The sequence below is a fragment of the Yersinia sp. 2545 StPb PI genome, from assembly GCF_052217125.1.
Taxonomy (GTDB): Bacteria; Pseudomonadota; Gammaproteobacteria; order Enterobacterales; family Enterobacteriaceae; genus Yersinia; species Yersinia enterocolitica_E.
The window spans coordinates 4,016,334-4,042,588 of sequence record NZ_JAZGPY010000001.1; the positions used below are offsets into that span (position 1 = coordinate 4,016,334).

Sequence of the window (26,255 nt, forward strand, 5' to 3'; positions counted from 1 at the left end):
GAAAAGGTATGAAGAACTGGAGAACGCTTATTCTCGGATTGGTTGTCTGTGCCAATACCGCGTTCGCAGCACCACAAGAAGTTGATAAAGTTGCCGCAGTGGTTGATAACGGCGTCGTTTTGCAAAGTGACGTTGACGGTCTGTTACAATCCGTGAAACTGAATGCACAGCAGTCTGGGCAACAAGTTCCTGATGATGCGACGTTACGTCATCAGATTCTTGAGCGTCTGATCATGGATAATATCCAGTTACAGATGGCGAAGAAGATGGGCATTACTATCAGTGATGAAGCATTGGATAAAGCCATTGCTGATATCGCTGCGCAAAACCGCATGACTCCCGCTCAGATGCGTAGTCGTCTGGCTGCTGATGGCCTGAATTATGACACTTACCGCGAGCAGATCCGTAAAGAGATGCTGACTTCTGAAGTGCGTAACAACGAAGTACGCCGCCGAATAACTATCCTGCCACAGGAAGTTGAGTCACTGGCCAAACAAGTTGGGAACCAGACCAGCGGTGATGCTGAACTGAACCTCAGCCACATTCTTATCCCATTGCCAGAAAATCCCTCTCAGCAACAAGTTGATCAGGCTGAAGAGCTGGCTAACAAATTAGTCTCCGACATTAAAGGCGGCGCTGATTTTGGTAAATTGGCTATCGCCAACTCGGCGGACTCTCAGGCGCTGAAAGGCGGCCAGATGGGTTGGGGCAAATTACAGGAACTGCCTTCTTTGTTTGCTGAAAGATTACAAACTGCGAACAAAGGTGATGTTGTCGGGCCAATCCGTTCTGGTGTCGGTTTCCACATCCTGAAAGTAAATGATATCCGTGGTGCGGATAAGACCGTTTCCGTGACTGAAGTTCACGCCCGCCACATCTTGCTGAAACCTTCACCGGTAATGACCGACGATCAGGCTCGTGCCAAGTTAGCGGCAGCGGCGGCAGATATTAAGAGTGGTAAATCCAGCTTCGCCACTATTGCCAAAGAGATCTCTCAGGATCCTGGTTCTGCAATGCAAGGCGGTGATTTAGGTTGGGCATCACCAGATATTTATGACCCGGCGTTCCGTGATGCGCTGATGAAACTGCAAAAAGGTGAGATCAGTGCACCGGTTCACTCTTCTTTCGGCTGGCACTTAATTCAGGTTGTCGATACACGTCAGGTAGACAAGACTGATGCAGCACAGAAAGACAAGGCATACCGTATGCTCTTTAGCCGTAAATTTGCTGAAGAAGCTCAAACTTGGATGCAAGAGCAGCGTGCTGCTGCTTATGTAAAAATTCTTGATGGTAGTAATGCACAACCATAATAATCGTATTGTTATTACCCCCGGTGAGCCAGCCGGGGTCGGGCCCGATTTAGTCGTCGCCCTGGCTCAACAGGATTGGCCTGTTGAGTTAGTGGTGTGTGCCGATCCGGCCTTGCTACTTGCTCGGGCCCGTCAGCTTAATCTGCCTTTGCAGTTGCGTGAATATCAAGCCAGCAAGCCTGCGTTAGTGCAACAAGCGGGGTCACTGACTATCTTGCCGGTAAAAACGGCCACAGAAGTGATCCCCGGCAAACTCGACATCCAAAACAGCCACTATGTTGTGAAAACATTGGCTAAGGCTTGTGATGGCGCGATAAGCGGGGAATTTTCTGCATTGGTCACCGGCCCGGTACAAAAAAGTATTATCAATGATGCTGGCATCCCTTTTATCGGACACACCGAGTTTTTTGCAGATCGCAGCCTCTGCCCACGGGTAGTGATGATGCTGGCAACTGAAGAGTTACGTGTGGCATTGGCGACAACCCACTTACCTCTGCTGGCCGTACCTGGCGCAATCACTCAAGCTAGCCTGCATGAAGTGATCACCATTCTTGATAGTGACCTGAAAACCAAATTTGGCATTAGCCAACCACAGATTTACGTGTGCGGACTGAATCCTCACGCAGGTGAAGGTGGCCATATGGGCCATGAAGAGATCGATACCATTATTCCTGCACTAGATGCACTGCGTCAGCAAGGTATAAATCTTATCGGCCCTCTACCAGCAGACACCCTATTTCAGCCTAAATATCTACAACATGCAGATGCGGTTCTGGCGATGTATCATGATCAAGGATTGCCAGTGCTGAAGTATCAAGGGTTTGGCCGAGCAGTAAATATCACTCTCGGTTTGCCTTTTATCCGCACTTCTGTGGATCACGGTACCGCTTTAGAACTCGCCGCAACCGGTTCTGCCGATGTTGGCAGTTTCATTACGGCATTAAACTTAGCCATTAAAATGATAAATAACAGCAATGAATAATAGAGTCCACCAAGGGCATTTTGCCCGCAAACGCTTTGGACAAAACTTTTTAAACGATCAGTTTGTCATCGACAGTATTGTTTCTGCAATTCACCCCGTTCCTGGCGAAGCCGTAGTTGAAATAGGTCCCGGTTTAGGGGCATTGACTGAACCTGTTGCTGCGCGTATGGATCATATGACGGTGATCGAGCTTGATCGCGATCTGGCGGCTCGTTTAGCCAGCCATCCGCAACTGAAAGACAAGCTAACCATCCATCAACAAGATGCGATGAAAGTTAATTTTTCTGAGTTAGCAGAGCTTGCAGGGCAGCCATTACGTGTGTTTGGTAACTTGCCATACAACATTTCCACCCCGCTGATGTTCCATCTTTTCAGCTATACTGATGCTATTCGTGACATGCATTTCATGTTGCAAAAAGAAGTGGTTAATCGTCTGGTCGCAGGACCTAATAGTAAAGCGTATGGCCGACTGACGGTGATGGCGCAATACTATTGCAATGTTATCCCGGTGCTAGAAGTACCGCCAACGGCGTTTACCCCCGCGCCAAAAGTTGATTCGGCCGTGGTGCGCTTGATTCCGCATGTCAACATGCCGAATCCGGTTGGTGACGTTCGTATGCTTAGCCGCATTACCACGCAAGCATTTAATCAGCGCAGAAAAACCGTGCGTAACAGCTTAGGTGATCTATTCACTCCAGAGCAGTTAATCGAATTAGGTATTGACCCGATATTACGGGCAGAGAATATTTCGGTAGCGCAATACTGTAAGCTGGCTAACTGGCTTTCAGCTCAATCGACACCGCAAGAATAAGCAGGAGCACATTATGATTGAACAGCCCCGCGTTTGTGTACAGGTGCAGAGTATCTATGTGGAAACCCAGTCGATACCTGATGAAGAACGTTTCGTCTTCGCCTATACCGTGACGATACGCAATTTGGGTCGTTCAAATGTGCAACTGATTGGTCGTTATTGGTTAATCACTAATAGTAATGGCCGGCAGACTGAAGTTCAGGGTGAAGGGGTCATCGGCGAACAGCCGTTGATCCAGCCAGGTAATGAGTTTCAATACACCAGCGGTGCTGTACTGGAAACCCCGCTGGGTACCATGGAAGGGCATTATGAGATGGTTGATCACCTTGGTCAGCCCTTCCGTACTGCAATTCCGGTGTTCCGCTTAGCGATCCCAGCACTGATCCATTAACTCTGACCTTTCAACTATGTCTACTTATCTTATTGGCGATGTTCATGGCTGCCTCGATGAGCTGCTTGCGCTATTAGCACAGGTGAGCTTTGATCCGCAGCAGGATACTTTGTGGTTAACCGGTGATTTAGTTGCCCGTGGCCCAGCATCACTGGATGTTTTACGTTATGTCCGCTCATTAGGGCCTGCTGTTCGTATGGTTCTGGGTAACCATGACCTGCATTTACTGGCCGTTTATGCCGGTATCAGCCGTAATAAACCCAAAGATCGTATTACTCCACTGCTTGAGGCGCCGGATGCTGATGAGCTGATTAATTGGCTGCGTCGCCAACCGGTCTTACAAGTTGATGATGAATTAAAATTGATCATGGCTCATGCCGGGATAACACCTCAATGGGATATTGAAACCGCCCAAATGTGTGCACGTGAAGTGGAGGCGGTATTAAGTAGTGATAGCTATCCACTCTTCCTCGATGCCATGTACGGCGATATGCCGAATAACTGGTCACCAGAGCTATCCGGGCTAGCACGCTTGCGTTTTAGTACTAATGCACTGACTCGCATGCGTTTTTGTTTCCCGAACGGGCAGTTGGATATGATCTGTAAAGATACGCCAGAAAATGCCCCCGCTCCACTCAAGCCTTGGTTCGAGTTGCCAAGATTGGTCTCCCCTGACTATTCAATTATTTTTGGTCACTGGGCATCGCTGGAAGGGAAAGGTGTTCCTGAAGGTATTTATGGCTTGGATACCGGCTGTTGCTGGGGCGGCGATTTAACGCTGCTGCGCTGGGAAGATAAACGCTATTTCACACAGCATGCATTCAAAGTGGAAGCAGAAGTAAGTAACACTGATGAAATAGCAGCGGCAAAAGATCCCTTTAGTTATCTGTAATATACTGATAATTAGATGTTAAAAAATAAAGGCGCATAATATGCGCCTTTATTTTTGGTGACGTTCTTGTTTGAGGCAGACAGGTCTTATTTGGGATGGTAGCAATAATCAGCGGCGCTCAAGGATCTCAAAACAATAGCTGTGCGAGTTCGCTTCATCTGCGTCATGAAACTCACTGAATGTGCTTTCCCACTCATCCGGCTCATAGTCAGGGAAATGAGTATCCCCCCCTACTTCCGCATCGATATGGGTAAGATACATACGATTCGCGCGAGCTAAGAATTGCTTATAGACCCGTCCGCCCCCCATAACCATAACTTCTTCTACGTCGCCTGCGAAAGAGAGAGCTTCTTCAATTGACGTAGCCCAGGTCACGCGCTCATCAGTACCCGGCTGGCTACTGATAACAATATTCAACCGCCCCGGCAAAGGACGACCGATTGATTCGAAGGTCTTACGACCCATAATTACCGGTTTATTTAACGTGTTACGTTTGAACCACGCTAAATCAGCCGGTAGGTGCCATGGCATGGCGTTTTCCATACCAATAACGCGATCCGCCGCCAACGCAGCGATCAGGCTGATAATCATTTTTAAACCCTGTAGGCTACAAGAGCCAGTACCGAAAAATTGCTCACACTATACGTAAAGCCTAATCAAGCGTCGATAGCGATAAGCAGGCTAATCACACATATAAGATTGCTCTTAGCCTGATACAAGAACAGAGCAGAAAAAAAGTCTTATACACCAGGACGTTTGCGATATAACCATAATCCTGGCAAAGATAAACCAATCGACAACGCTCCAACAATAAATGACGCTTTCAAGAAATTGGTCACCATCGTGGACATTAACGCTTCGCTATAACCCAAGTGAGAAATCTCAACGACCGATATCATTGCGGTATAGGCGGAAATACCCGGAAACATAGGAATAACAGCCGCGACAGTGAAAACTTTTGGATGTGCCAGCAACCAGCGTGACCAGTTAATCCCGATGACGCCAATCATAATTGAAGCCAATAATGAAGCCAGCTCGATATTCATACCAAAATGGATCATTAACATACGCGAACCGTGCCCGACCGCTCCCAGTAATGCGCAGTAACGCAATGCCCGCACCGGCACATTAAATACCATAGCAAAACCCAGTGCCGGGATAGCCGCCAACACCATGTCTTGTAATAATGCCCAGAGTAAATTCATTACCACCCCCGCAATCCCCATAACGCCATCGCGAATATCACCCCAATACAGGTTGATAACGTTAATAAACTTGCCATCGCCCAACGGGCCAAACCGGTATTAACGTGGCCCTTAAACATATCGGCTACCGCATTAATCAACGGGAACCCAGGCACGAGTAGCAGTACGCTGGCCGCCATCGCCACGCTGGATGCTTCCTGGAAAAACGGTAAACGCATCAACAAACCGGATGCGGATGTGGCAACAAAAGCAGTGATGCAGAAATTAATCAGCGGATTCATATGATTAATCGTCAGACTCTGGCGAACAAACATCGCCAACCCACTGGCTAAAAAGCTAATGGAAAACGCATCCCAACCACCACCGTTTAATTTACTGAAACAGCCACAAGAGAGCGCCACCATCACAACGACCAGCCAGCGCGGATAACGCAGAGGTTTGATATGCTCGAAGCGTTTTTCCACATCTTTTGCATCCAATAAGCGATGCTCCGCCATAATCACAATATGCTGCACTTCAGTGACTACCTGCATATTGATGCCACGATCGGTATTTTTACGGGTAGATGTCAGGCAGTTACCTTCGCTGATAGTGGTCAACACGATTGCGTTAGCCGAGATAGAACTCTCAACGCTGTCCATCCCCAGAGCCATACCAAGCCGTGCAGATAGCTGCTCAACTAGCATACTTTCTGCCCCATGTTGCAACAGCATTAGGGCGCATTTGATGCACAATCGCGTAATCTCTCGCTGCTGTTGATGCGAAACATCACTGTTTATTACATTTTCCAGGCTCATATTCGTGCATCGCTATCCGTCAAAAAGTAAAAGACATCTGTTGCAATCCCATCACTACTGATAACCAAACCACCACAGATAACAAATAAGAATAATGCAGAGGGAGCCAAGTGGCGTTATGATCGCCAGACAGCACCACTATCACTCGGTAATCCTTATGCTTGAAACCTCTATATTTGTTGCCACCCTTGCTACCTTGGGCATGCTCTCCCCTGGGCCAGATTTCTTTCTGGTAATCAAAAATGCTGCCCGCTATCGCCGCCCCGCAGCCATGATGACAGCCCTTGGTGTAATTTTGGGTGTTGCGACACATATGTCTTATTGCGTGGCTGGCCTGGCAGTTGTTATCACTACCACACCATGGCTATTCAACCTGCTGAAATATGCCGGAGCCTGTTATTTGATCTGGATTGGTATCCAGGCACTGCTATCACGAGGAGATAGTAAGCTTAGTATCGATAACACTGCACAATATCCCGTCACGCTGAAAGCCGCATTCTTGCAGGGATATCTTTGCAATTTATTGAATCCCAAAGCGACTCTTTTCTTTCTCGCCGTTTTCACACAAATATTACAGATAGACTCCGGCGTGGGTGAGAAACTGTGGTACGCCTCAATCATCTGGCTACTGGCCGTTATCTGGTGGCCCCTACTGGTAATTCTGATTCAAAGTGCGCCCGTACGCCGCGGTTTGGCGAAAGTGCAAAAAGTTGTCGATAAATTACTGGGCGGCCTGTTGATCGGCCTGGGTATCAAAGTTGCATTAAGCTAGCTGCGCCGATTGTTAACGCCTGGCTATAAGCTACTATCCACAACCCGCACGAACATTGATCTTCACCAATATTGTTTATGAACAATACTATCGTTTATGAATAATACTTCTGCGCATAAAAAATACTGTTTATGCGGGTAAAAAGCGCGATTTTATAAATAGTAAGCATAAAAAAGGGCGATGTTTCCATCGCCCCCTTTCTTAGCGCCCAAATTAAGCTTTCATATTCTTAATCTTGGCATGCATTTCTTGTACTGAAATCACTTGCTCGGTAGGGTCCGCATTCAAAGCCATCGCGGTTGCGAAGCCACCATTCAAGGTAGTGTCGTAATGCACTTTATATTGCAAAGCACTACGGCGGATCAGTTTAGAATCTTCAATCGCCTGACGCCCTGCCGTTGTATTCACAATATAAGTATATTCGCCATTCTTGATACGGTCCTGAATGTGTGGACGGCCTTCATGTACCTTGTTGACTAAGCGTGGATTTATCCCTGCCTCGCCTAGAACCACCGCAGTACCGTGGGTTGCATCCAATTCAAAACCCTGTTTGAGCAACTTGGCAGCCAAGTCAACCACCCGGTGTTTATCTCCCTCACGAACCGATAACAGTGCGCGGCCACTCTTTTTCATACCAGATTGACTGCCCAACATGGCTTTAGAGAAAGCTTCAGCGAAGGTCCGGCCGACCCCCATCACTTCACCGGTAGAACGCATTTCTGGTCCTAAAATCGGATCCACACCTGGGAACTTGTTAAACGGCAATACCACTTCTTTTACCGAGTAATAAGGCGGGATAATTTCTTCCAGAATACCCTGCTCTGTCAATGACTGCCCCACCATCACGCGTGCGGCGATTTTTGCCAGTGGCATACCGGTGGCTTTAGACACAAATGGTACGGTACGGGCTGCTCGAGGGTTAACTTCAATCAGATAAACTTCGTTATTCTTTACGGCAAACTGCACATTCATTAAACCGCGCACGCAGAGTTCAAACGCCAGTTTTTCAACTTGTTGGCGCATCACATCCTGAATTTCTTTACTCAGGGTGTAAGCGGGCAATGAACAGGCTGAGTCACCGGAGTGCACCCCTGCTTGCTCAATGTGCTCCATAATGCCACCGATCAACACGCGCTCACCGTCGCAAATGGCATCAACATCCACTTCAACAGCGTCATCGAGGAAACGATCCAACAGCACGGGTGCATCGTTGGAGACACTCACTGCATTTTGGAAGTAGCGGCGCAAGTCAACTTCGTCATAAACGATTTCCATCGCGCGACCACCCAAGACATACGATGGGCGGACCACTAGCGGATAACCCAGACCCGTGGCTTTCTCTACGGCTTGTTCGATAGTAGCAACCGTCGCGTTCGCGGGCTGTTTCAAGCCCAGACGATTTACCGCCTGTTGGAAACGCTCACGGTCTTCTGCACGGTCGATAGCATCCGGGCTGGTACCGATAACAGGAACACCGGCAGCTTCCAGTTCACGTGCTAATTTCAATGGAGTCTGACCACCGTACTGCACGATAACGCCTTGCGGCTTCTCAATACGCACGATTTCCAACACATCTTCCAGAGTGACAGATTCGAAATAGAGGCGATCAGAGGTATCGTAGTCGGTCGAAACCGTTTCAGGGTTACAGTTCACCATGATGGTCTCGTAACCGTCTTCACGCAGCGCCAGTGACGCATGTACACAACAGTAGTCGAATTCAATACCCTGGCCGATACGGTTCGGGCCGCCGCCCAGTACCATCACTTTCGGACGATCACTGGTTGGGTTGGATTCACACTCTTCCTCGTAGGTTGAGTACATGTAGGCGGTATCGGTAGAGAATTCAGCCGCACAGGTATCTACACGCTTGTAAACCGGATGCAAACCCTGCTTGTAACGCAGCTTACGCACTTCACTTTCCGCCGCGCCGACCAATTTTGCCAAACGGGCATCGGCAAAGCCTTTGCGCTTCAACTGGCGCATAAAATCAGCATTCAGGCCATTGATACCGCACTCTGCCACGCTCTCTTCCAGACGAACCAACTCTTCAATCTGCACCAGGAACCAGCGGTCAACGTTAGTCAGATTGAAAACGCCATCAACCGACATGCCTGCACGGAAAGCATCGGCGATATACCAGATACGATCAGAGCCGGCCTCTTTCAATTCGCGGCGAATTTTTGTCAGTGCTTCTGGGTCATCCAAACTCACTTTCGGGTCAAAACCGGTCGCGCCCACTTCCAGACCGCGCAAGGCTTTTTGCAGCGATTCCTGCAAGGTGCGGCCAATTGCCATCACTTCGCCAACCGATTTCATCTGTGTGGTCAGACGGTCATTCGCACCGGCAAATTTTTCGAAGTTAAAACGTGGGATTTTGGTCACAACATAGTCGATAGATGGCTCAAAGGAGGCCGGCGTGCGACCACCAGTGATATCATTCATCAACTCATCCAGCGTGTAACCTACTGCCAGCTTGGCGGCAATTTTAGCAATCGGGAAGCCGGTTGCTTTAGAGGCCAGAGCGGAAGAACGGGATACCCGTGGGTTCATTTCGATAACAATCAAACGGCCATTTTTCGGGTTAACCGAGAACTGCACGTTGGAGCCACCGGTTTCTACGCCGATTTCACGCAGCACTGCCATCGAGGCATTACGCATGATTTGGTATTCTTTATCAGTCAGCGTCTGAGCTGGAGCAACGGTGATCGAGTCACCGGTGTGGATACCCATCGCATCGAAGTTTTCGATGGAGCAGACGATGATGCAGTTGTCGTTTTTGTCACGCACAACTTCCATCTCATACTCTTTCCAACCAATCAGCGACTCATCGATCAACAGCTCTTTGGTTGGCGATAAATCCAGCCCACGTTCACAAATCTCTTCAAACTCTTCACGGTTATACGCGATACCGCCGCCGGTGCCGCCCATAGTAAAGGAAGGGCGGATAATACAAGGGAAGCCCACATCAGCCGCTACGGCCAGTGCTTCTTCCATATTGTGCGCGATACCAGAACGTGCAGTATCCAAACCAATTTTCTTCATCGCGATATCAAAGCGACGGCGGTCTTCTGCTTTATCGATAGCATCGGCAGTGGCACCAATCATGGTGACACCAAACTCAGCCAGAACGCCCTTGCGTTCCAGCTCCAGCGCACAGTTCAGTGCGGTTTGGCCACCCATAGTGGGCAAAACGGCATCTGGACGCTCTTTTTCAATAATTTTGCGTACCACTTCCCAGTGGATTGGCTCGATATAAGTGGCGTCGGCCATTTCCGGGTCAGTCATGATGGTTGCCGGATTGGAGTTCACCAGAATGACACGGTAACCTTCTTCACGCAGTGCCTTACAAGCCTGAGCCCCAGAGTAGTCAAACTCACAGGCCTGGCCGATAACGATTGGGCCAGCGCCCAGAATCAGGATGCTTTTTATATCTGTACGTTTTGGCATGGTTTGAGGCTCCTGATTATTTATTGGTATGGCTACTGTTACGGCTTGCAGTTGTTGCGCGGTAAGCTTCAATCAGTTCGATAAAGTGATCAAACAATGGCGCTGCATCATGCGGACCTGGGCTGGCCTCTGGGTGCCCCTGGAAGCTAAATGCGGCTTTATCAGTGCGGTGAATCCCTTGCAGAGAACCATCGAATAAAGAAACATGTGTCGTTCGCAGGTTGGATGGCAATGTGGTTTCATCTACCGCAAAACCGTGGTTCTGTGCGGTGATCATCACGCAATCGGCATCTAAATCTTTCACCGGATGGTTGCCACCGTGGTGACCAAACTTCATTTTTACCGTTTTTGCACCACTGGCCAGCGCCAGTAATTGGTGGCCTAAACAGATGCCGAACACCGGAATGTCGGTTTCCAGAAAACGCTTAATGGCCGCGATAGCATAATCACATGGCTCTGGGTCACCTGGGCCGTTGGATAAGAAAATGCCATCTGGGTTCAGCTTCAGCACCTCTTCTGCCGGTGTCTGTGCCGGAACTACCGTCAGGCGACAGCCTCTATCCACCAGCATGCGCAGAATATTGCGCTTCACGCCGTAGTCGTATGCCACCACATGGAATGGCAAATCTTCTGGTGGCGTTGCCGCAGGTAAGTCACCTTCCAGAGTCCAGCTACCTTGCAACCAGTCATAACGCTCTTTCGTGCTCACTTCTTTTGCCAGATCCATCCCCTTCAGGCCCGGGAATGCTTTCGCCTTTTCTAGTGCTAAAGTGGCATCAGACAAGTCACCCACAATAATGCAGCCGTTTTGTGCCCCTTTCTCACGCAGCAAACGTGTCAGCTTACGCGTATCGATATCAGCAATCGCAACAATGTTGTGGCGCTTGAGATACTCAGCTAAGCCTTCTTCATTACGGTAGTTGCTGGCAATCAAAGGCAGGTCGCGAATAACAAGACCTTGGGCATGTACTGCGGAGGATTCTTCGTCGGAAGCATTAGTGCCGACATTGCCGATATGAGGATAAGTAAGAGTAACGATCTGGCGGGAGTAGGAAGGATCAGTGAGGATTTCTTGATAACCGGTCATCGACGTATTGAAGACCACTTCCCCCACTGCCGTACCCTCTGCCCCGATGGCCCGACCGTGAAATTGGGTTCCGTCTTCGAGAACCAATAGCGCTGACTTAATCAAAACATCCTCCAAGGAATAAACAGTCACATTATTTGCATATTAATTCATATCTAGCGATCTAAATCAATGCAAAAACCGCCCTCAAAGCTAATTTTTGGCAAATTGGGCGCATTTTAATGATGAGTGACGCTTTTGTCTAGCCAAAGTGCCATTTTTTCTCTGTTTTTTACCGTCCTCATTAAAATGAGTGGATTATAGCGGTAAAAACACATGCTAACTTAACATAGTAAACGGTTGCGAGGTGTAGTGACTGAGAAATATCGTTCCAGAGCAGTAAAAATCAGAACCAATGACCAAGGAAGGGATTAAAAGACAAAAAAAATAGACAAAAACATAGATAAATAAAGGTTATATCAATAATTATTGATGAAATAATTATTTATTAAAACAAATAAAAAAGGACAATAAAATATTGCCCTGTTATCAAACGATTATGATAAAAACAACCACATCACTGGCTGTGCTTTACACCTTTAAAGTTCATTCAAATTCAATACATCACGCATATCAAACAAGCCATTATCCCGCATTGACACCCAAATAGCCGATTTAACCGCACCATTGGCAAAAGTCATACGGCTGGTCGCTTTGTGTGTGATCTCAACGCGCTCGCCAATATCAGCAAACATAGCCGTATGCTCTCCAACAATATCGCCAGCACGCACGGTTGCGAAACCGATAGTGCCGGGTTTGCGTTCGCCGGTATGACCTTCACGGCTATAAACCGCGCAATCTTTCAGTGAACGCCCTAGTGAGTCAGCAATTGCCTCCCCCATCGCCAGCGCAGTACCTGAAGGTGCATCAACTTTATGCCGATGATGTGCCTCGATTATTTCGATATCGGTATAGTCGCCCATCACTTTCGCTGCCTTTTCTAGCAGCTTTAGCACCACATTAACCCCAACACTGAAATTGGCAGCGAACACAATAGCAATGTCCGTTGCCGCAGCACTGATGGCTTCTTTACCTGCATCATCAAAGCCAGTAGTGCCAATTATCATCGCCTTACCATATTGACGACAAATGGCTAAATGCTCCAGCGTGCCTTCAGGCCGGGTAAAATCGATCAACACATCAAAATGATCAACTACGTCAGATAAATCATCACTTACTGTGATGTTTAACAACCCCGCTCCGGCCAGTTCGCCGGCATCGCTCCCCACTAATGTGGATCCGACACGTTCAACAGCAGCCCCCAGCACCACACCTTCAGTGTGAGTAATTGCCTGGATAAGTTGTCGGCCCATACGGCCACCCGCGCCAACAACAGCGATACGAATTGTTGAATCAGTCATACTTCCTCTCATATTGTGTCATCTACCCTGACCAAGGTTCAGATTAGCCGCCCGCTATGGACTCTGCCAGCCTATTTAATCTGTATTAGAAAAAAATGATATACGCATGCTTTTATCAGTGAAACCACTTAATTCCTTACATACCCGTCATACTTCAAGCTGCATGTGCGTTGGCTGCGTTCGTTACTCGGCCCACCCTTGGGCCTCGCCTCGTTAAGGCCGCCGCAAGCGGCCTTCCTGCAACTCGAATTATTTAGGGTAAAATACTCGGTAACACTTCATCTGGCATAGTGCGGTTATTTCGCATATTCATGCAGTTATGGTGAAATACACCCATAAAAAAGCAGCCACTGAGGGCTGCTTTTTAACGCTGAAGCACGATATCAATCAGTTGATCTGTTTTACATCGACACGTAATTCTTTAGGTACTTCGAAGACGATACTCTCTTCACGGCCACTAAGTTCGATAGACCCACCAGCACCGAGAGCTTGCAAGCGCGCAATAACTTGCTGTACCAGAATATCGGGAGCAGATGCGCCAGCGGTAACACCTATACACGCAGCCCCCTGTAACCATAACTCTTGTATATCGGCCGCTGAATCAATGAGATAAGCAGGCTTACCCATCCGCTGTGCCAACTCAGCCAACCGATTAGAGTTAGAGGAGTTTTTCGAGCCAACCACTAAGACCACATCGGCATCATTAGCCAGATTGCGCACCGCCTCTTGCCGGTTGGTCGTGGCATAGCAGATATCATCTTTGCGTGGACCGACAATCTTCGGGAAACGCTGGTGTAAGGCATCGATAATTGCAGAGGTATCATCAACCGACAAGGTCGTCTGTGTCATAAAACACAGATTGTTCTCATCTTTAACCTGCAAAGCCCATACATCATCAGGTGATTCAACCAGATACATCCCCCCTTTCGGGTTGCTGTATTGCCCCATGGTACCCTCCACTTCCGGGTGACCGGCGTGGCCTATCAAGATGGCTTCTTTACCCTTGCGACTAGCACGTGCGACTTCCATATGAACTTTGGTCACCAATGGGCAGGTTGCGTCAAACAGCATAGTAAGCTTGCGCTCACGAGCTTCTGCTCGCACAGCCTGCGACACGCCATGGGCCGAGAAAATCAGAATAGAGCCATCTGGCACTTCTGAAATCTCCTCGATAAAGATAGCACCACGTTCACGCAAGCTATCAACCACATAACGGTTGTGTACCACTTCATGGCGCACATAAATTGGCGCGCCATACATTTCGATCGCGCGTTCAACAATACTGATAGCCCGATCAACTCCGGCACAAAAGCCGCGTGGATTAGCCAGCAATATCTGCATGCATTGCCTCCTGTTGCGGGTCAATCTCCAACACTTCAATTTCAAAGCTAATGGAATGCCCTGCCAACGGGTGATTAAAATCAACAGTAATAGACTCTTCCGCCACTTCCCGCACCACACCTGGCATTTCACTGCCATCACGGGAGGTAAATAGCATAATAGTACCGGCATCTGGCACGCCAGTTTGAGCAAAGTCACGCTGGGTGAAGTACTGAATCAAATCAGGGCTTTCCAAACCAAACGCATCTTCAGGTTGTAAAGTGAAAGCATGCTTATCACCTACTTTCAAACCAATTAACTGCTGCTCAAGTGCATCAGAAAGGCTGTCATCACCTAAACGAAACAGCGCAGGTTTACCGTGAATATGTGTTGATTCCGCCGTTGAACCATCTTCCAGTTTCAGAATGAAGTGCACCAATACGGCGCTTTTATCTTGTATAACATGGTCTTGTACAAAATGGTCTTGTACTTGATTAGCTGGTACACGCTCGGACATCTCATTCACCTTTATTCATGGCCGTTTTTTCAGCAGGGCTTAAAAAACCCTCAAAGATAACCAACGCAGCACCGATACAGATAGCGGTATCGGCGATGTTAAAGGTTGGGAAATGCCAGTTATTGACGTGGAAATCGATAAAATCGATCACCGCACCATGCACCATGCGATCAAATAAGTTACCTAATGCCCCACCAATAATCAGAGCATAAGCACAATTGAGCAGGCGTTGTTTGGCAGTAGAGCGATACATCAGCACCATTAATACCACTGAAATACCGATAGCTATGCCCGCAAAGAACCAACGCTGCCAGCCACTTTTATCGGCAAGGAAGCTAAAGGCTGCGCCAAAATTCTGTGCGTAGGTCAGGTTAAAAAACGGGATCACCGGCACTGACTCATACAGGGCAAAGTGGGTCATGACCCACTGTTTGCTGCTGAGATCCAAAATAACCACCAATACCGCCAGCCATAACCAGCGCAATCCGGTCGAACAAATAGGTTTACTCATTAGGCGAACTTACGCTCTTCGCCGTCTCCGGCAACGTTAGTGACACAGCGGCCGCACAATTCAGCATGTTCCGCTACCAAACCGACATCTTGAGTGTAATGCCAGCAACGCGGGCACTTCTCACCATCAGCCTTATTAAAGGTGATTTTCAGCCCGGCAATCAACTCACTTTGCAGCGCATCATCACCCGCATCAGCATAAGGGGCAACTTTCGCAGCTGAGGTCAACAGCACAAAACGCAATTCATCTTGCAAACTGTTCAATCGCGCAGCCAGTTCAGGTTCGGCGAACAAGGTAACTGCCGCCTCCAATGAACCACCGATACGCTTATCACTACGGGCCTGCTCTAACACCTTGTTGACTTCGCCACGGACTTTTAACAGCTCGGCCCAGAAAGTATCGTTCATACTTTCATCACCCGCCAACCCGAACAGACCGTCATACCACTCTTCGGTGAAGACATACTGTGGACGACTGCCTGGCAGTTGGTTCCAGATCTCATCTGCGGTAAAGGACATAATAGGTGCCATCCAGCGCACCAATGCTTCTGCGATATGGAACAACGCAGTCTGGCAACTGCGGCGGGCAACACTGTCGCCTTTCGCGGTGTACTGGCGGTCTTTAATGATATCCAAATAGAAGGATCCCATTTCAACCGAGCAGAACTGCATCAAGCGCTGCACCACCAAGTGGAAATCGTAACTTTCGTACGCTGCCATGATCTCAGCTTGAGCTGCCTGGGCACGGCCGACTGCCCAGCGGTCCACTACTACCATATCTTCCGGTTTCACCTGATGCAGCGCAGGATCAAACCCATTTAGATTCGCCAGCAAGAAGCGCGCAGTGTTACGGATACGGCGATAAGAGTCAGCAGAGCGTTTCAGGATTTCGTCAGAAACCGCGATCTCACCGGTGTAATCGGTTGATGCCACCCACAGACGCAGAATGTCACCACCCAGTTTGTTCATCACATCTTGCGGGCTGATCGTGTTACCGATGGATTTGGACATTTTGCGCCCTTGCCCATCAACGGTAAAACCATGGGTCAGCACTTGGCGATAAGGCGCTTTGCCTTTCATCGCGGTTGCTATCATCAGTGAAGACATAAACCAGCCACGGTGTTGATCAGAACCCTCCAGGTACATATCCGGGCTATGACCACCAAATTCAGGACGCACGTCAACCACCGACGAATGAGTTGAACCGGAGTCAAACCATACGTCCAAGGTGTCTGGCACTTTGGTGTAATCGGCGGCATCAGCACCGAGGATTTCCGCAGGATCCAGATCCCACCATGCCTGAATACCGTCTTGCTCAACGCGTTTGGCGACTTCTTCCATCAGCTCAGTGCTACGTGGATGTAGTGCTTCAGTCTCTTTGTGCACAAACAGGGACATCGGCACGCCCCAGGTACGCTGACGCGAGATACACCAATCAGGGCGGTTTGCCACCATGGTTTCGATACGCGCCTGACCCCAATCGGGGATCCATTGCACGCCTTTAATCTCTTCCAGCGACTGCTTACGCAGGCCTTTCTGATCCATGCTGATAAACCATTGTGGTGTAGCACGGAAGATAATAGGTGTTTTATGACGCCAGCAGCACGGGTAGCTGTGAACCAGTTTTTCAACTTTCAGCAGTGCGCCTTTTTCACGCAGCAACTCAACAATCACATCGTTGGCTTTAAAGACGAACATGCCATCCAGAGTAGGATACGTCCCCGCCAAATAGCAGCCATTCGGACCAACCGGATTGGCAACTTCCAAACCGTATTTCTGGCCGATAACAAAGTCATCCGGGCCGTGACCAGGTGCAGTGTGAACCGCACCAGTACCGGCATCCAGTGTGACGTGATCGCCTAAAATTGCCGGCACATCAAAGCCCATAAACGGATGATTGAAACGCAGCAGTTCCAAATCAGAACCTTTGCAGCTCCCCAATACCGTCCATTCAGCAATACCTGCGCGCTTCATGACACTTTCAACCAGGTCTTCTGCCAGAATCAGGCATTCGCCATTGACCTGAACAAGTTGGTAAATGTATTCAGCATTCAGTGAAATCGCACGGTTAGCGGGCAAGGTCCACGGAGTTGTCGTCCAGATAACCAGTGAAATCGGGCCGTTAATCGCCGCAACATTAAATTTGGCGGCAACAGCCGCTACATCGACGGCATTAAAGCGCACATCGATAGAAGGTGAGGTTTTATCGTAATATTCAACTTCTGCTTCAGCCAGTGACGAACCGCAATCGGTACACCAATGCACTGGCTTCGCGCCTTTGTGCAGGTGGCCGTTATCAATGATTTTGCTTAATGCACGAATGATATTGGCTTCAGTTTTGAAATCCATCGTCAGATAAGGATGGTCCCAATCGCCCAATACTCCCAGGCGGATGAAGTCTTTCTTCTGGCCTTCAACCTGTTCAGCAGCATATTTACGGCAGGCAGCACGGAACTCTGCGGCACTGACTTTCTCGCCCGGCTTACCAATTAACTGTTCAACTTTTAACTCGATCGGCAAACCATGGCAGTCCCACCCTGGAATATAAGGGGAGTCGTAACCCGCCATTCCTTTCGATTTAACAATAATGTCTTTGAGAATTTTGTTAACAGAGTGACCAATGTGAATGTTGCCGTTCGCATAAGGAGGGCCGTCGTGCAAAATAAAGGTTTTTTTACCTTTCTTGGCCGTACGAATAATCCCGTACAGATCCTGCTCATACCAACGTTTCAGCATGTCAGGTTCACGCTTAGCCAGATCGCCGCGCATCGGGAACCCTGTTTCAGGCAAGTTCAGGGTATTCTTGTAGTCACTCATTAGATTCTCGGTTCCGTTTCGGCTAGAAATATTAAACCGGTGTCTTTAGCCCGAAAAATGTTCGGGCCGTCACCACATCATGGGCGATTTGCTGCTTCAGGGCATCGAGCGAAGCAAAACGCTGTTCGTTGCGCAGTTTCGCGCGGAGCACCACGTCAATATGGCACCCATAAAGATCCATAGTTACATCCAGCAGATGAACCTCTAGTTGCTGGCGAACACCAGCAACGGTAGGCCGGGTACCAATATTGGCAACTCCGGGTAATGGCTTTGGACCCAAGCCATACACATCAACCGCATACACTCCTTTCACCGGAGCGACTAAACGTTTTAATGGCAAATTCGCCGTGGGGAAACCAATCGTACGCCCCAGTTCATCACCATGAACCACTCGGCCGGAAATGCTATAGGGGTGGCCAAGCAACGCCTCAGCCAACACCAAATCGTCATTATAAAGTGCCTGACGAATTGCGGTGCTGCTAATGCGTAACCCACCATCACAAAAGCTATCTGTGCTGATAACATCGAAACCAAATTCAGCACCGGCTTGCTGTAACAGTTGAAAATCCCCCTGACGCTCTGCGCCAAAGCGGAAGTCATCACCAACAGTTAAAAACTTAACACCCAACTTCTCTACCAGCAACTGAGCAACAAAAGCTTGCGCAGTATTAGCTGCAAAACGCGGATCAAATTTTACGCACAACAGATAATCAACGCCGGCCTCAGCCAGATATCTGGCTTTATCCCGCAGGCGCGTTAGCCTTGCTGGTGCTTTGTCCGCTGCAAACAATTCCAGTGGTTGCGGTTCAAATATCATAACCATTACGGGCAAACCCAAGCGCTGACCTTCACACTTTAGCTGCTCCAATAAGGCCTGATGTCCACGATGGACACCATCAAAGTTACCGATAGTTAGCACGCAACCATGGTGGCGTGCCCGGATATTATGTATACCGCGAATTAGCTCCATAGCTGGCTCAAAACAGTGGAAATCGCCGGATTATACCTTGTACAGCCGTTAAGGTTAACCCGCGATTGGCACCTTTAACCGAAAGTCATACCATTTTGCCAATATTGTGCAGGTAAAATCCCTTTTACTGACTTTATCCTGTAGAATGCGCACGGAGTTTGAATACAGAAGCAGGCTGAGATTTTTACAAGAACCACCGTCGAATCCCTTCAAGGCAGTGAACTGTGGATTTTTCTTTCGAAAGACTGTATTCCGCAGCGCGAAGCTGGTAAAATCCCGCTCCATCACAACGTAGCAAGTGCCGCCCGTACAAACGGCGCTTATTTGCACAAATCCATTGACAAACGAAGGCTGAAAGGGCATATTCCTTGGCCTTTGAATTGTCCTCAATAGAATATATTTGGGAGTTGGACCTTGGCTAATATCAAATCAGCTAAGAAACGCGCCGTACAGTCTGAGAAACGCCGCAAGCATAACGCTAGCCGTCGCTCAATGGTGCGTACCTTCATTAAGAAGGTGTATGCGGCAATCGCAGCTGGCGATAAAGACACAGCGCAAAAAGCATTTAATGAAATGCAACCAATCGTGGATCGTCAGTCCTGTAAAGGTCTGATCCACAAAAACAAAGCAGCACGTCATAAGTCCAACTTAGTCGCGCAAATCAACGCAATGCAGTAATTGCATTACGTCGACTGCTTAGTAAAAAGACCGGCCCAGGCCGGTTTTTTTATATCTATTTTTTGAATTGCTTATAATTTAGCCTATTCACGGCAAGACCCATTTATAGCCTATAGACTTCAAAACGCAGAAAGTCAGCCATCAAATGACAAATTGGTATAAGCCCGATGTAACAGCATTTATGTCAGCCCCTAGGGTGGCACTCATTAATCCCGATAAGCTGACATATTTATCAACGAGTGCAATCAACACAGCTGTAGTTTGCAAGGTAACGTGGCTATTTAGCCACTAAAGAGCGCGGAAAAATCTTTGTTACATACCCGCTGCACTGCCGGATGTTGGATCATACGCTCGGCAAAAATCACATAATATTCTTCCTGCACACAGTCTAAGCGGCCAATTTCGACTATCTGGTCATCTTTAGCGTAGGTATCAGCAGCGTACATTGTCGGTGCAACAAAAATAGCATTGTTATAAATAGCGAAAGCATTCATCAGGGCCGCGTCATCAAACTCACCCAAAATCTCTACCTGTAGCCCTTTACTGTTAATCCAGTTCAGTAATTTGCGCCCAAGCATGGAACGACGGCCCGGTATCAACAAACGCTTTTGCTGCAAACAAGCAGGGAAAGGTAAATCAGGGATGGGCTGACGACAATAAAAACTCACACTGCATTCGCCCAGTTTGACAGAGAACAACCCTTCTTGTTGGCTGGAGTCAACCGGACAATCGGACAGAATCATATCCAGTTTGTGCTGACTCAACTGCTCCAGCAGCATTTCGTGGGTCGATTCAAAACAGCGCAGATGAATCTTTTCGTTCTCAACGACAGCCGTTTCCAGAACCTGGCTCACCAAACGCTTGGATAATGCATCGGCAACACCAACATCGAAAAGTAGATTAGATTCTTTGCGATAATTAACGATATCCAGCATTTCATGGCTAAGCATGAACATTTTATCCGCATAACGAAAGACCAACTGCCCCAACTCTGATGGCACCAAGCCTCGCCCTTGTCGCTTAAATAACTTCCCCCCCAGACGCTCTTCCAACGCTTTAATTTGCCCGGTAATTGTTTGTGGCGTCAGGAATAATGCTTCTGCTGCACCGACGACTGAACCTTCTTTACAGACCTGCCAAAAGTAATAAAGATGATTGAAATTGATATGTGACATTCGCATGTTGTTATCCCCTTAACATATCGGCGAGCCAGATATACCCGTCCTACTTCAAGTTGCATGTGCATTGGCAGCGTTCAAAATGGTTTACAACCAATCTGCCTTTCACTTGCCGGCTTCCTGCAACTCGAATTATTTAGGGTGTATATAACCTCATGCACGACTAAACGTTCCCTGTTCTGACGGTAAGCCTAGAAATCCATCAGGTAGAACACCAGTACCTTTATGAGCGGCACTGGTCATTCAAATATTAATCAGCGAGTTATTTTTCTTGTTGCTGGCAAGGCCATACGCAACAAGCTATAACCCACAATGGCTGCGGTGGTGGAGCCTAATAATATGCCCAACTTAGAATAGGTAAGCAAAGCGAGATCGGCGCCATCAAATGCCAGCGACGCGATAAATATCGACATAGTAAAACCGATACCGCATAGCACCGACACCGCAAAAATCTGCTTAAAGTTTATCGCGTCAGGTAGTTTAGCCACCCCTAACTTAACCGCGAGCCAACTAAAGAGGAAAATCCCCAGTGGCTTACCAATAAACAGACCGCTCGCAATCCCCAGAGGCAATAGCGATGTCAATCCAGCGAGTGAAACGCCTTGCAATGAAACCCCCGCATTGGCAAACGCAAACAGTGGCAAGATCAAATAAGCAACCCATGGGTGCAAACCATGTTCGAGCGATTCTGACGGTGAACGCTTATCTTTAGTGTGCAGCGGTATCATAAAGCCGACAATGACCCCGGCTAAGGTCGCATGCACACCTGATTTGAGGATGCAGACCCACAATACCAATCCCACCAGTAGATAGGCAGAGGTTTTCCCTACCCCACGCCAATTCATGTAAGCCAGTAGCGCAATAGCCGCAGCAGCTATGCCTAAGGCTTGCAGTGAAACCTCGTGGGTATAGAACAACGCAATAATGATGATGACACCCAAGTCATCAATAATGGCCAGTGCCAGTAAAAAGACTTTAAGACTGGTTGGAACCCGATTTCCCAACAGAGCCATCACCCCTAACGCAAAGGCGATATCAGTAGCCGCAGGAATTGCCCAGCCCTGGCGGGTAACCTCATCAGCACCGTTAAATAATAGATAAATCAAAGCCGGTGCCAGCATACCACCTAATGCTGCTATGGCCGGAAAAACCGCTTTATCGCGGCCAGCTAACGAACCTTCCATCAGTTCGCGCTTAACCTCCAACCCAATCATCAGGAAGAATATCGCCATTAAACCGTCATTAATCCACAGTAATAGTGGCTTGCTGATATCCAGCGAGGCTATCTTTACCGATACCGGTACATCAAGAAATGATTGGTAAATGCTAAATAGGGGGCTGTTAGCCATAAATAAGGCGACGGTGGCAGCTAAAATTAGAATCAGCCCACCTGCGGCCTCTTGGCGTAAAAATTGACGGATCATGTTTGTCACAATGAATAACTCCTTACATCGGACAGTGAGCCTGTGCTCGGCGAATCAATGCATCAATTTTAAGATAGTCTTCAACTCGAAAAAAGTCGTTTTTATGGCATCAAATGATCGAAAAAACCGAGCTATTAATGATTTACTTCACATATATATTTAGTTGGCGATGAAAAAAATCCCCGACGTTAATCGAGGATTTTTCGTTTTCTTGCACGTTCTTAGCCGATTAACAACTCATTGGTCAGCGAGTCAAATCGTCAAAGAATTTCTTAACGCCATCTAAGAAGCTTTTAGATCGGGGACTATTTTTCTCACCCGCAGCACCGACGAAACTCTCTTCCAGTTCGCGCAGTAGCTGTTTCTGTTTTTCGCTCAGATGGACTGGTGTCTCAACCACAACACGACATAACAGGTCACCCTGACTTCCGCCACGCACAGATTTAACACCCTTGCCACGCATGCGGAACAGCTTGCCGGTTTGGGTCTCTGCTGGGACTTTCAGCTTAACCCGGCCATCCAGCGTTGGGACTTCAATCTCGCCGCCTAAGGCTGCCATAGCAAAGTTAATTGGCACTTCACAATACAGGTTATTGCCTTCACGTTCGAAGATTGGGTGCGCTTTAACTTGCACCTGAACATATAAATCACCTGCTGGCGCGCCATGTTCACCCGCTTCACCTTCGCCACTTAAGCGAATGCGGTCACCGGTATCAACACCGGCGGGGATCTTAACCGACAGTGTTTTGGATTTTTCAACACGGCCATGCCCATGGCACTTGTTGCAAGGATCTTTAATGATTTGACCATTACCCTGACAAGTAGGACATGCCTGCTGGACGGTAAAGAACCCTTGGCGCATATGTACCTGACCTGCACCACGGCAAGTCGAACAAGTGACTGGCGAACTTCCCGGCTTAGCGCCACTACCGTGGCAAACATCACACTCATTCAGCGTTGGGATGCGAATTTCTTTAGTCACGCCGCGTACGGCTTCTTCCAGTGTCAGATCCATGTTGTAGCGTAGATCGGAACCACGGGAAGCACGCTGACGGCGGCCACCACCAAAGATATCACCGAAAACATCACCAAAAATGTCGCTAAAATCAGCACCACCGCCACCACCAAAACCGCCGCCGCCCATGCCACCTTGTTCAAAGGCTGCATGACCATATTGATCATATGCTGCACGTTTTTGTGGGTCAGTCAGAATTTCGTAAGCTTCTTTAACTTCTTTAAAATTTTCACCGGTATCGTTCTCGTCCTGATTACGGTCCGGGTGATACTTTACTGCCAGGCGTTTATAGGCCTTTTTGATTTCACGTTCATCGGCGCCCTTACTGACGCCTAAAACCTCGTAATAATCTCTCTTCGCCATTCTCTTTTTTTCCTACCCTTAACATGCGTGCACGGGCGTAGAGTTTCCTCGACGCCCGTGCTGGTTTCCAGCAACAGTAAGGCCTACCACTGCTGTGCCCGCTTAAGGGCGATTATTTTTTGTCTTTCACTTCTTCGAATTCGGCGTCTACCACGTCGTCTTCTTTCTTGGCACTGGTGTCACCAGCATCGCCGCCTGCGGCTGCTTGCTGCTGCTGAGCCATTTCTAGCAATTTGCCAGAAACCTGCACCAGAGCCTGAGTTTTCGCTTCAATTTCAGCTTTGTCTTCGCCTTTCAGAGCAGCTTCCAGCGCTTTCAAAGCATCTTCGATCGCAGTTTTGTCTTCTGCTGGCAGTTTGTCGCCGGCTTCTTCCAACTGTTTACGGGTGCCGTGAATCAGATGGTCAGCCTGGTTGCGAGTCTGAACCAGTTCTTCAAACTTACGGTCTGCTTCTGCGTTAGCTTCTGCATCACGTACCATTTTCTGGATCTCTTCCTCGTTCAAACCAGAAGATGCCTTGATGGTTATCTTCTGCTCACGACCGGTATTCTTGTCTTTAGCAGACACATGCAGAATACCATCGGCGTCGATATCGAAAGTCACTTCGATTTGCGCCATACCGCGAGGAGCAGACTGGATACCGTCCAAATTGAACTGACCCAGAGACTTGTTATCCTGAGCACGTTTACGCTCCCCCTGAAGCACATGGATGGTTACCGCAGACTGGTTGTCTTCTGCAGTAGAGAACACCTGGCTGTGCTTAGTTGGGATAGTGGTGTTTTTAGTGATAAGTGGGGTCATCACACCACCCATGGTTTCAATACCCAGTGACAGTGGGGTAACGTCCAATAACAGAACGTCTTTCACTTCACCAGACAGAACACCACCCTGCACTGCCGCACCAATGGCTACAGCTTCATCTGGGTTAACGTCTTTGCGTGGTTCTTTACCGAAGAAATCAGCAACTTTCTTCTGAACCATTGGCATACGAGTCTGACCACCAACCAAGATAACGTCCTGGATATCGGAAACAGACAGGCCAGCATCTTGTAAAGCCACTTTCAGTGGTTCAATAGAACGATTAACCAAATCTTCTACCAGTGACTCCAATTTAGCGCGGGTCACTTTGATGTTCATGTGTTTTGGACCGCTGCCATCAGCCGTGATATACGGCAGGTTAACGTCGGTCTGTTGAGCTGAAGACAGCTCGATTTTTGCTTTTTCAGCGGCTTCTTTCAGGCGCTGCATTGCCAGTGGATCGGTACGCAGATCCATACCCTGGTCTTTCTTGAATTCGTCAACCAGATAGTTGATCAGACGGCTATCAAAGTCTTCACCACCCAAGTGAGTATCACCATTGGTTGCCAGAACTTCGAAGGTTTTTTCACCGTCAACTTCGTCGATTTCGATGATAGAGATATCGAAAGTACCACCACCGAGGTCATAAACCGCGATAGTACGGTTGCCGACTTCTTTGTCCAAACCGTAGGCCAGTGCCGCTGCGGTTGGTTCGTTGATGATACGTTTTACTTCCAGACCGGCGATACGGCCAGCATCTTTCGTTGCCTGACGCTGAGCATCGTTGAAGTAAGCCGGTACAGTGATAACCGCTTCAGTTACTGGTTCACCCAGAAAATCTTCCGCTGTTTTCTTCATTTTCTTCAGAACTTCAGCAGAAATCTGTGGTGGTGCAACTTTCTGGCCTTTTACTTCAACCCAAGCATCACCATTGTCGGCTGCCACGATTTTGTACGGCATGATATCTTTATCACGCTGCGCTTCTTCATCCTGGAAACGACGGCCAATCAAACGTTTGATGGCAAACAGTGTGTTTTGTGGGTTAGTAATAGCCTGACGTTTAGCCGGTTGACCAACCAGAATCTCACCATCTTGGGTATAAGCGATGATAGAAGGCGTAGTACGGTCGCCTTCGCTGTTTTCCAGCACACGAGCTTTAGTGCCATCCATAATTGCTACACAAGAGTTGGTAGTACCCAAGTCGATACCAATAATTTTACCCATCTAAAACGCCTCCACTAAAAAGTCATATTCGGTCAAGTTACTAATCTATATGTGGGCGGATTGTTTATTTTCAACTGCCCGTATTTTGTTAATCAATGTTTTCATGCCCAATATTTTACTGATGCATGTGTCCGCTGATCCACGATTAGTCCCTGCGGTTGGGAATAAGATGGGGCCACGAAACGCAGCATCAAGGGGGGAGATGAAAAAAAATTACTTTTTATCACCCTCGAGATCATTGTTTCCAACCGCGTGGATCATTATGATGCGGCGCGCACTGAGGGAATCGACGACTTTTTGGTCATTCAGGCGTTTGATACTTATTCGGATAACTATCCATTTTTTA

The 26,255-nt window shown here is 48.2% G+C and carries 22 protein-coding genes; 7 read left to right on the forward strand and 15 right to left on the reverse strand.

The window, feature by feature from the left end; all coding sequences use genetic code 11:
* Positions 1 to 8: 8 nt before the first annotated feature.
* From surA to apaH, 5 genes are read left to right on the forward strand one after another with little or no spacing between them, the layout of a single operon-like run.
* Positions 9 to 1,310, forward strand: coding sequence for a peptidylprolyl isomerase SurA (gene surA / locus V1955_RS18685; protein ID WP_083160586.1), 1,302 nt, complete (start codon positions 9 to 11; stop codon positions 1,308 to 1,310).
* Positions 1,297 to 2,292 carry a 4-hydroxythreonine-4-phosphate dehydrogenase PdxA gene (pdxA, locus tag V1955_RS18690; RefSeq protein ID WP_442821267.1) on the forward strand — a complete coding sequence of 332 codons (996 nt, stop codon included), beginning with the start codon at positions 1,297 to 1,299 and terminating at the stop codon, positions 2,290 to 2,292. The genes surA and pdxA overlap by 14 nt, the downstream gene beginning before the upstream one ends.
* Positions 2,285 to 3,103: a 16S rRNA (adenine(1518)-N(6)/adenine(1519)-N(6))-dimethyltransferase RsmA gene (rsmA, locus tag V1955_RS18695; RefSeq protein WP_083160590.1), complete on the forward strand. Its 819-nt coding sequence runs from the start codon at positions 2,285 to 2,287 to the stop codon at positions 3,101 to 3,103. The genes pdxA and rsmA overlap by 8 nt, the downstream gene beginning before the upstream one ends.
* 13 nt (positions 3,104 to 3,116) lie before the next feature.
* Positions 3,117 to 3,494, forward strand: a complete 378-nt coding sequence (gene apaG / locus V1955_RS18700; protein WP_083160592.1) for a Co2+/Mg2+ efflux protein ApaG — start codon at positions 3,117 to 3,119, stop codon at positions 3,492 to 3,494.
* Between the two features lie 16 nt (positions 3,495 to 3,510).
* Positions 3,511 to 4,386 (forward strand): bis(5'-nucleosyl)-tetraphosphatase (symmetrical) ApaH, encoded by an 876-nt coding sequence (gene apaH / locus V1955_RS18705; RefSeq protein WP_083160594.1) that lies wholly within the window; start codon positions 3,511 to 3,513, stop codon positions 4,384 to 4,386.
* A gap of 108 nt (positions 4,387 to 4,494) precedes the next feature.
* Here apaH and folA read toward each other — a convergent pair whose 3' ends face one another.
* From folA to V1955_RS18720, 3 genes are all read right to left on the reverse strand, one after another.
* Positions 4,495 to 4,977, reverse strand: coding sequence for a type 3 dihydrofolate reductase (folA, locus tag V1955_RS18710; RefSeq protein WP_083160596.1), 483 nt, complete (start codon positions 4,975 to 4,977; stop codon positions 4,495 to 4,497).
* A gap of 149 nt (positions 4,978 to 5,126) precedes the next feature.
* The gene (locus tag V1955_RS18715; protein WP_193784728.1) at positions 5,127 to 5,591 is read right to left on the reverse strand and encodes a threonine/serine exporter; all 465 of its coding nucleotides are present in this window, start codon (positions 5,589 to 5,591) and stop codon (positions 5,127 to 5,129) included.
* Complete coding sequence (locus V1955_RS18720) at positions 5,591 to 6,388, reverse strand: threonine/serine ThrE exporter family protein (protein WP_083160598.1); 798 nt, start codon at positions 6,386 to 6,388, stop codon at positions 5,591 to 5,593. Before V1955_RS18720 ends, V1955_RS18715 begins: the two co-directional genes overlap by 1 nt.
* 157 nt (positions 6,389 to 6,545) lie before the next feature.
* On the opposite strand from V1955_RS18720, the gene V1955_RS18725 reads away from it, so the two are divergent.
* Entirely contained in the window at positions 6,546 to 7,160 is a 615-nt protein-coding gene (locus tag V1955_RS18725; RefSeq protein WP_083160600.1) for a LysE family transporter, read from the forward strand.
* Positions 7,161 to 7,373: 213 nt separating this feature from the next.
* Here the strand turns inward: V1955_RS18725 and carB are convergent, their stop codons facing one another.
* The 8 genes from carB to ribF all read right to left on the reverse strand — a co-directional run bounded on the left by carB (position 7,374) and on the right by ribF (position 19,228).
* Entirely contained in the window at positions 7,374 to 10,607 is a 3,234-nt protein-coding gene (gene carB, locus V1955_RS18730) for a carbamoyl-phosphate synthase large subunit (protein WP_372568657.1), read from the reverse strand.
* 16 nt (positions 10,608 to 10,623) lie between these two features.
* Complete coding sequence (gene carA, locus V1955_RS18735) at positions 10,624 to 11,799, reverse strand: glutamine-hydrolyzing carbamoyl-phosphate synthase small subunit (protein WP_083160602.1); 1,176 nt, start codon at positions 11,797 to 11,799, stop codon at positions 10,624 to 10,626.
* Positions 11,800 to 12,272: 473 nt separating this feature from the next.
* A complete protein-coding gene (dapB, locus tag V1955_RS18740) occupies positions 12,273 to 13,094 on the reverse strand; it encodes a 4-hydroxy-tetrahydrodipicolinate reductase (protein WP_442821268.1) in 822 nt (273 codons plus the stop codon).
* A gap of 387 nt (positions 13,095 to 13,481) precedes the next feature.
* Positions 13,482 to 14,435 (reverse strand): 4-hydroxy-3-methylbut-2-enyl diphosphate reductase, encoded by a 954-nt coding sequence (gene ispH, locus V1955_RS18745; RefSeq protein ID WP_442821269.1) that lies wholly within the window; start codon positions 14,433 to 14,435, stop codon positions 13,482 to 13,484.
* Positions 14,416 to 14,931 (reverse strand): FKBP-type peptidyl-prolyl cis-trans isomerase, encoded by a 516-nt coding sequence (gene fkpB / locus V1955_RS18750; protein ID WP_193784729.1) that lies wholly within the window; start codon positions 14,929 to 14,931, stop codon positions 14,416 to 14,418. The genes ispH and fkpB overlap by 20 nt, the downstream gene beginning before the upstream one ends.
* A gap of 1 nt (position 14,932) precedes the next feature.
* Positions 14,933 to 15,442 (reverse strand): signal peptidase II, encoded by a 510-nt coding sequence (lspA, locus tag V1955_RS18755; protein WP_083160608.1) that lies wholly within the window; start codon positions 15,440 to 15,442, stop codon positions 14,933 to 14,935.
* Positions 15,442 to 18,258 carry an isoleucine--tRNA ligase gene (gene ileS, locus V1955_RS18760; protein WP_372568655.1) on the reverse strand — a complete coding sequence of 939 codons (2,817 nt, stop codon included), beginning with the start codon at positions 18,256 to 18,258 and terminating at the stop codon, positions 15,442 to 15,444. Before ileS ends, lspA begins: the two co-directional genes overlap by 1 nt.
* Positions 18,259 to 18,289: 31 nt before the next feature.
* Positions 18,290 to 19,228 (reverse strand): bifunctional riboflavin kinase/FAD synthetase, encoded by a 939-nt coding sequence (ribF, locus tag V1955_RS18765; RefSeq protein ID WP_083160612.1) that lies wholly within the window; start codon positions 19,226 to 19,228, stop codon positions 18,290 to 18,292.
* Between the two features lie 414 nt (positions 19,229 to 19,642).
* On the opposite strand from ribF, the gene rpsT reads away from it, so the two are divergent.
* Complete coding sequence (rpsT, locus tag V1955_RS18770) at positions 19,643 to 19,906, forward strand: 30S ribosomal protein S20 (RefSeq protein ID WP_050086134.1); 264 nt, start codon at positions 19,643 to 19,645, stop codon at positions 19,904 to 19,906.
* Positions 19,907 to 20,187: 281 nt separating this feature from the next.
* Here rpsT and nhaR read toward each other — a convergent pair whose 3' ends face one another.
* The 4 genes from nhaR to dnaK form a co-directional block, all read right to left on the reverse strand.
* Positions 20,188 to 21,087: a transcriptional activator NhaR gene (nhaR, locus tag V1955_RS18775; RefSeq protein WP_442821270.1), complete on the reverse strand. Its 900-nt coding sequence runs from the start codon at positions 21,085 to 21,087 to the stop codon at positions 20,188 to 20,190.
* Between the two features lie 251 nt (positions 21,088 to 21,338).
* On the reverse strand, positions 21,339 to 22,517 hold the full coding sequence (nhaA, locus tag V1955_RS18780) for a Na+/H+ antiporter NhaA (RefSeq protein ID WP_083160617.1): 1,179 nt from the start codon (positions 22,515 to 22,517) through the stop codon (positions 21,339 to 21,341).
* 235 nt (positions 22,518 to 22,752) lie between these two features.
* Positions 22,753 to 23,886, reverse strand: coding sequence for a molecular chaperone DnaJ (gene dnaJ / locus V1955_RS18785; protein ID WP_083160619.1), 1,134 nt, complete (start codon positions 23,884 to 23,886; stop codon positions 22,753 to 22,755).
* A gap of 112 nt (positions 23,887 to 23,998) precedes the next feature.
* Complete coding sequence (dnaK, locus tag V1955_RS18790; RefSeq protein ID WP_083160621.1) at positions 23,999 to 25,909, reverse strand: molecular chaperone DnaK; 1,911 nt, start codon at positions 25,907 to 25,909, stop codon at positions 23,999 to 24,001.
* Positions 25,910 to 26,255: the final 346 nt, after the last annotated feature.

Coding starts and splice junctions, on each gene's coding strand:
- surA (WP_083160586.1), top strand. CDS start 9: ATGAAGAACTGGAGAACGCTTATTCTCGGATTGGTTGTCTGTGCCAAT.
- pdxA (WP_442821267.1), top strand. CDS start 1,297: ATGCACAACCATAATAATCGTATTGTTATTACCCCCGGTGAGCCAGCC.
- rsmA (WP_083160590.1), top strand. CDS start 2,285: ATGAATAATAGAGTCCACCAAGGGCATTTTGCCCGCAAACGCTTTGGA.
- apaG (WP_083160592.1), top strand. CDS start 3,117: ATGATTGAACAGCCCCGCGTTTGTGTACAGGTGCAGAGTATCTATGTG.
- apaH (WP_083160594.1), top strand. CDS start 3,511: ATGTCTACTTATCTTATTGGCGATGTTCATGGCTGCCTCGATGAGCTG.
- folA (WP_083160596.1), bottom strand. CDS start 4,977: ATGATTATCAGCCTGATCGCTGCGTTGGCGGCGGATCGCGTTATTGGT.
- V1955_RS18715 (WP_193784728.1), bottom strand. CDS start 5,591: ATGAATTTACTCTGGGCATTATTACAAGACATGGTGTTGGCGGCTATC.
- V1955_RS18720 (WP_083160598.1), bottom strand. CDS start 6,388: ATGAGCCTGGAAAATGTAATAAACAGTGATGTTTCGCATCAACAGCAG.
- V1955_RS18725 (WP_083160600.1), top strand. CDS start 6,546: ATGCTTGAAACCTCTATATTTGTTGCCACCCTTGCTACCTTGGGCATG.
- carB (WP_372568657.1), bottom strand. CDS start 10,607: ATGCCAAAACGTACAGATATAAAAAGCATCCTGATTCTGGGCGCTGGC.
- dapB (WP_442821268.1), bottom strand. CDS start 13,094: ATGACTGATTCAACAATTCGTATCGCTGTTGTTGGCGCGGGTGGCCGT.
- ispH (WP_442821269.1), bottom strand. CDS start 14,435: ATGCAGATATTGCTGGCTAATCCACGCGGCTTTTGTGCCGGAGTTGAT.
- fkpB (WP_193784729.1), bottom strand. CDS start 14,931: ATGTCCGAGCGTGTACCAGCTAATCAAGTACAAGACCATTTTGTACAA.
- lspA (WP_083160608.1), bottom strand. CDS start 15,442: ATGAGTAAACCTATTTGTTCGACCGGATTGCGCTGGTTATGGCTGGCG.
- ileS (WP_372568655.1), bottom strand. CDS start 18,258: ATGAGTGACTACAAGAATACCCTGAACTTGCCTGAAACAGGGTTCCCG.
- ribF (WP_083160612.1), bottom strand. CDS start 19,228: ATGGAGCTAATTCGCGGTATACATAATATCCGGGCACGCCACCATGGT.
- nhaR (WP_442821270.1), bottom strand. CDS start 21,087: ATGCGAATGTCACATATCAATTTCAATCATCTTTATTACTTTTGGCAG.
- dnaJ (WP_083160619.1), bottom strand. CDS start 23,886: ATGGCGAAGAGAGATTATTACGAGGTTTTAGGCGTCAGTAAGGGCGCC.
- dnaK (WP_083160621.1), bottom strand. CDS start 25,909: ATGGGTAAAATTATTGGTATCGACTTGGGTACTACCAACTCTTGTGTA.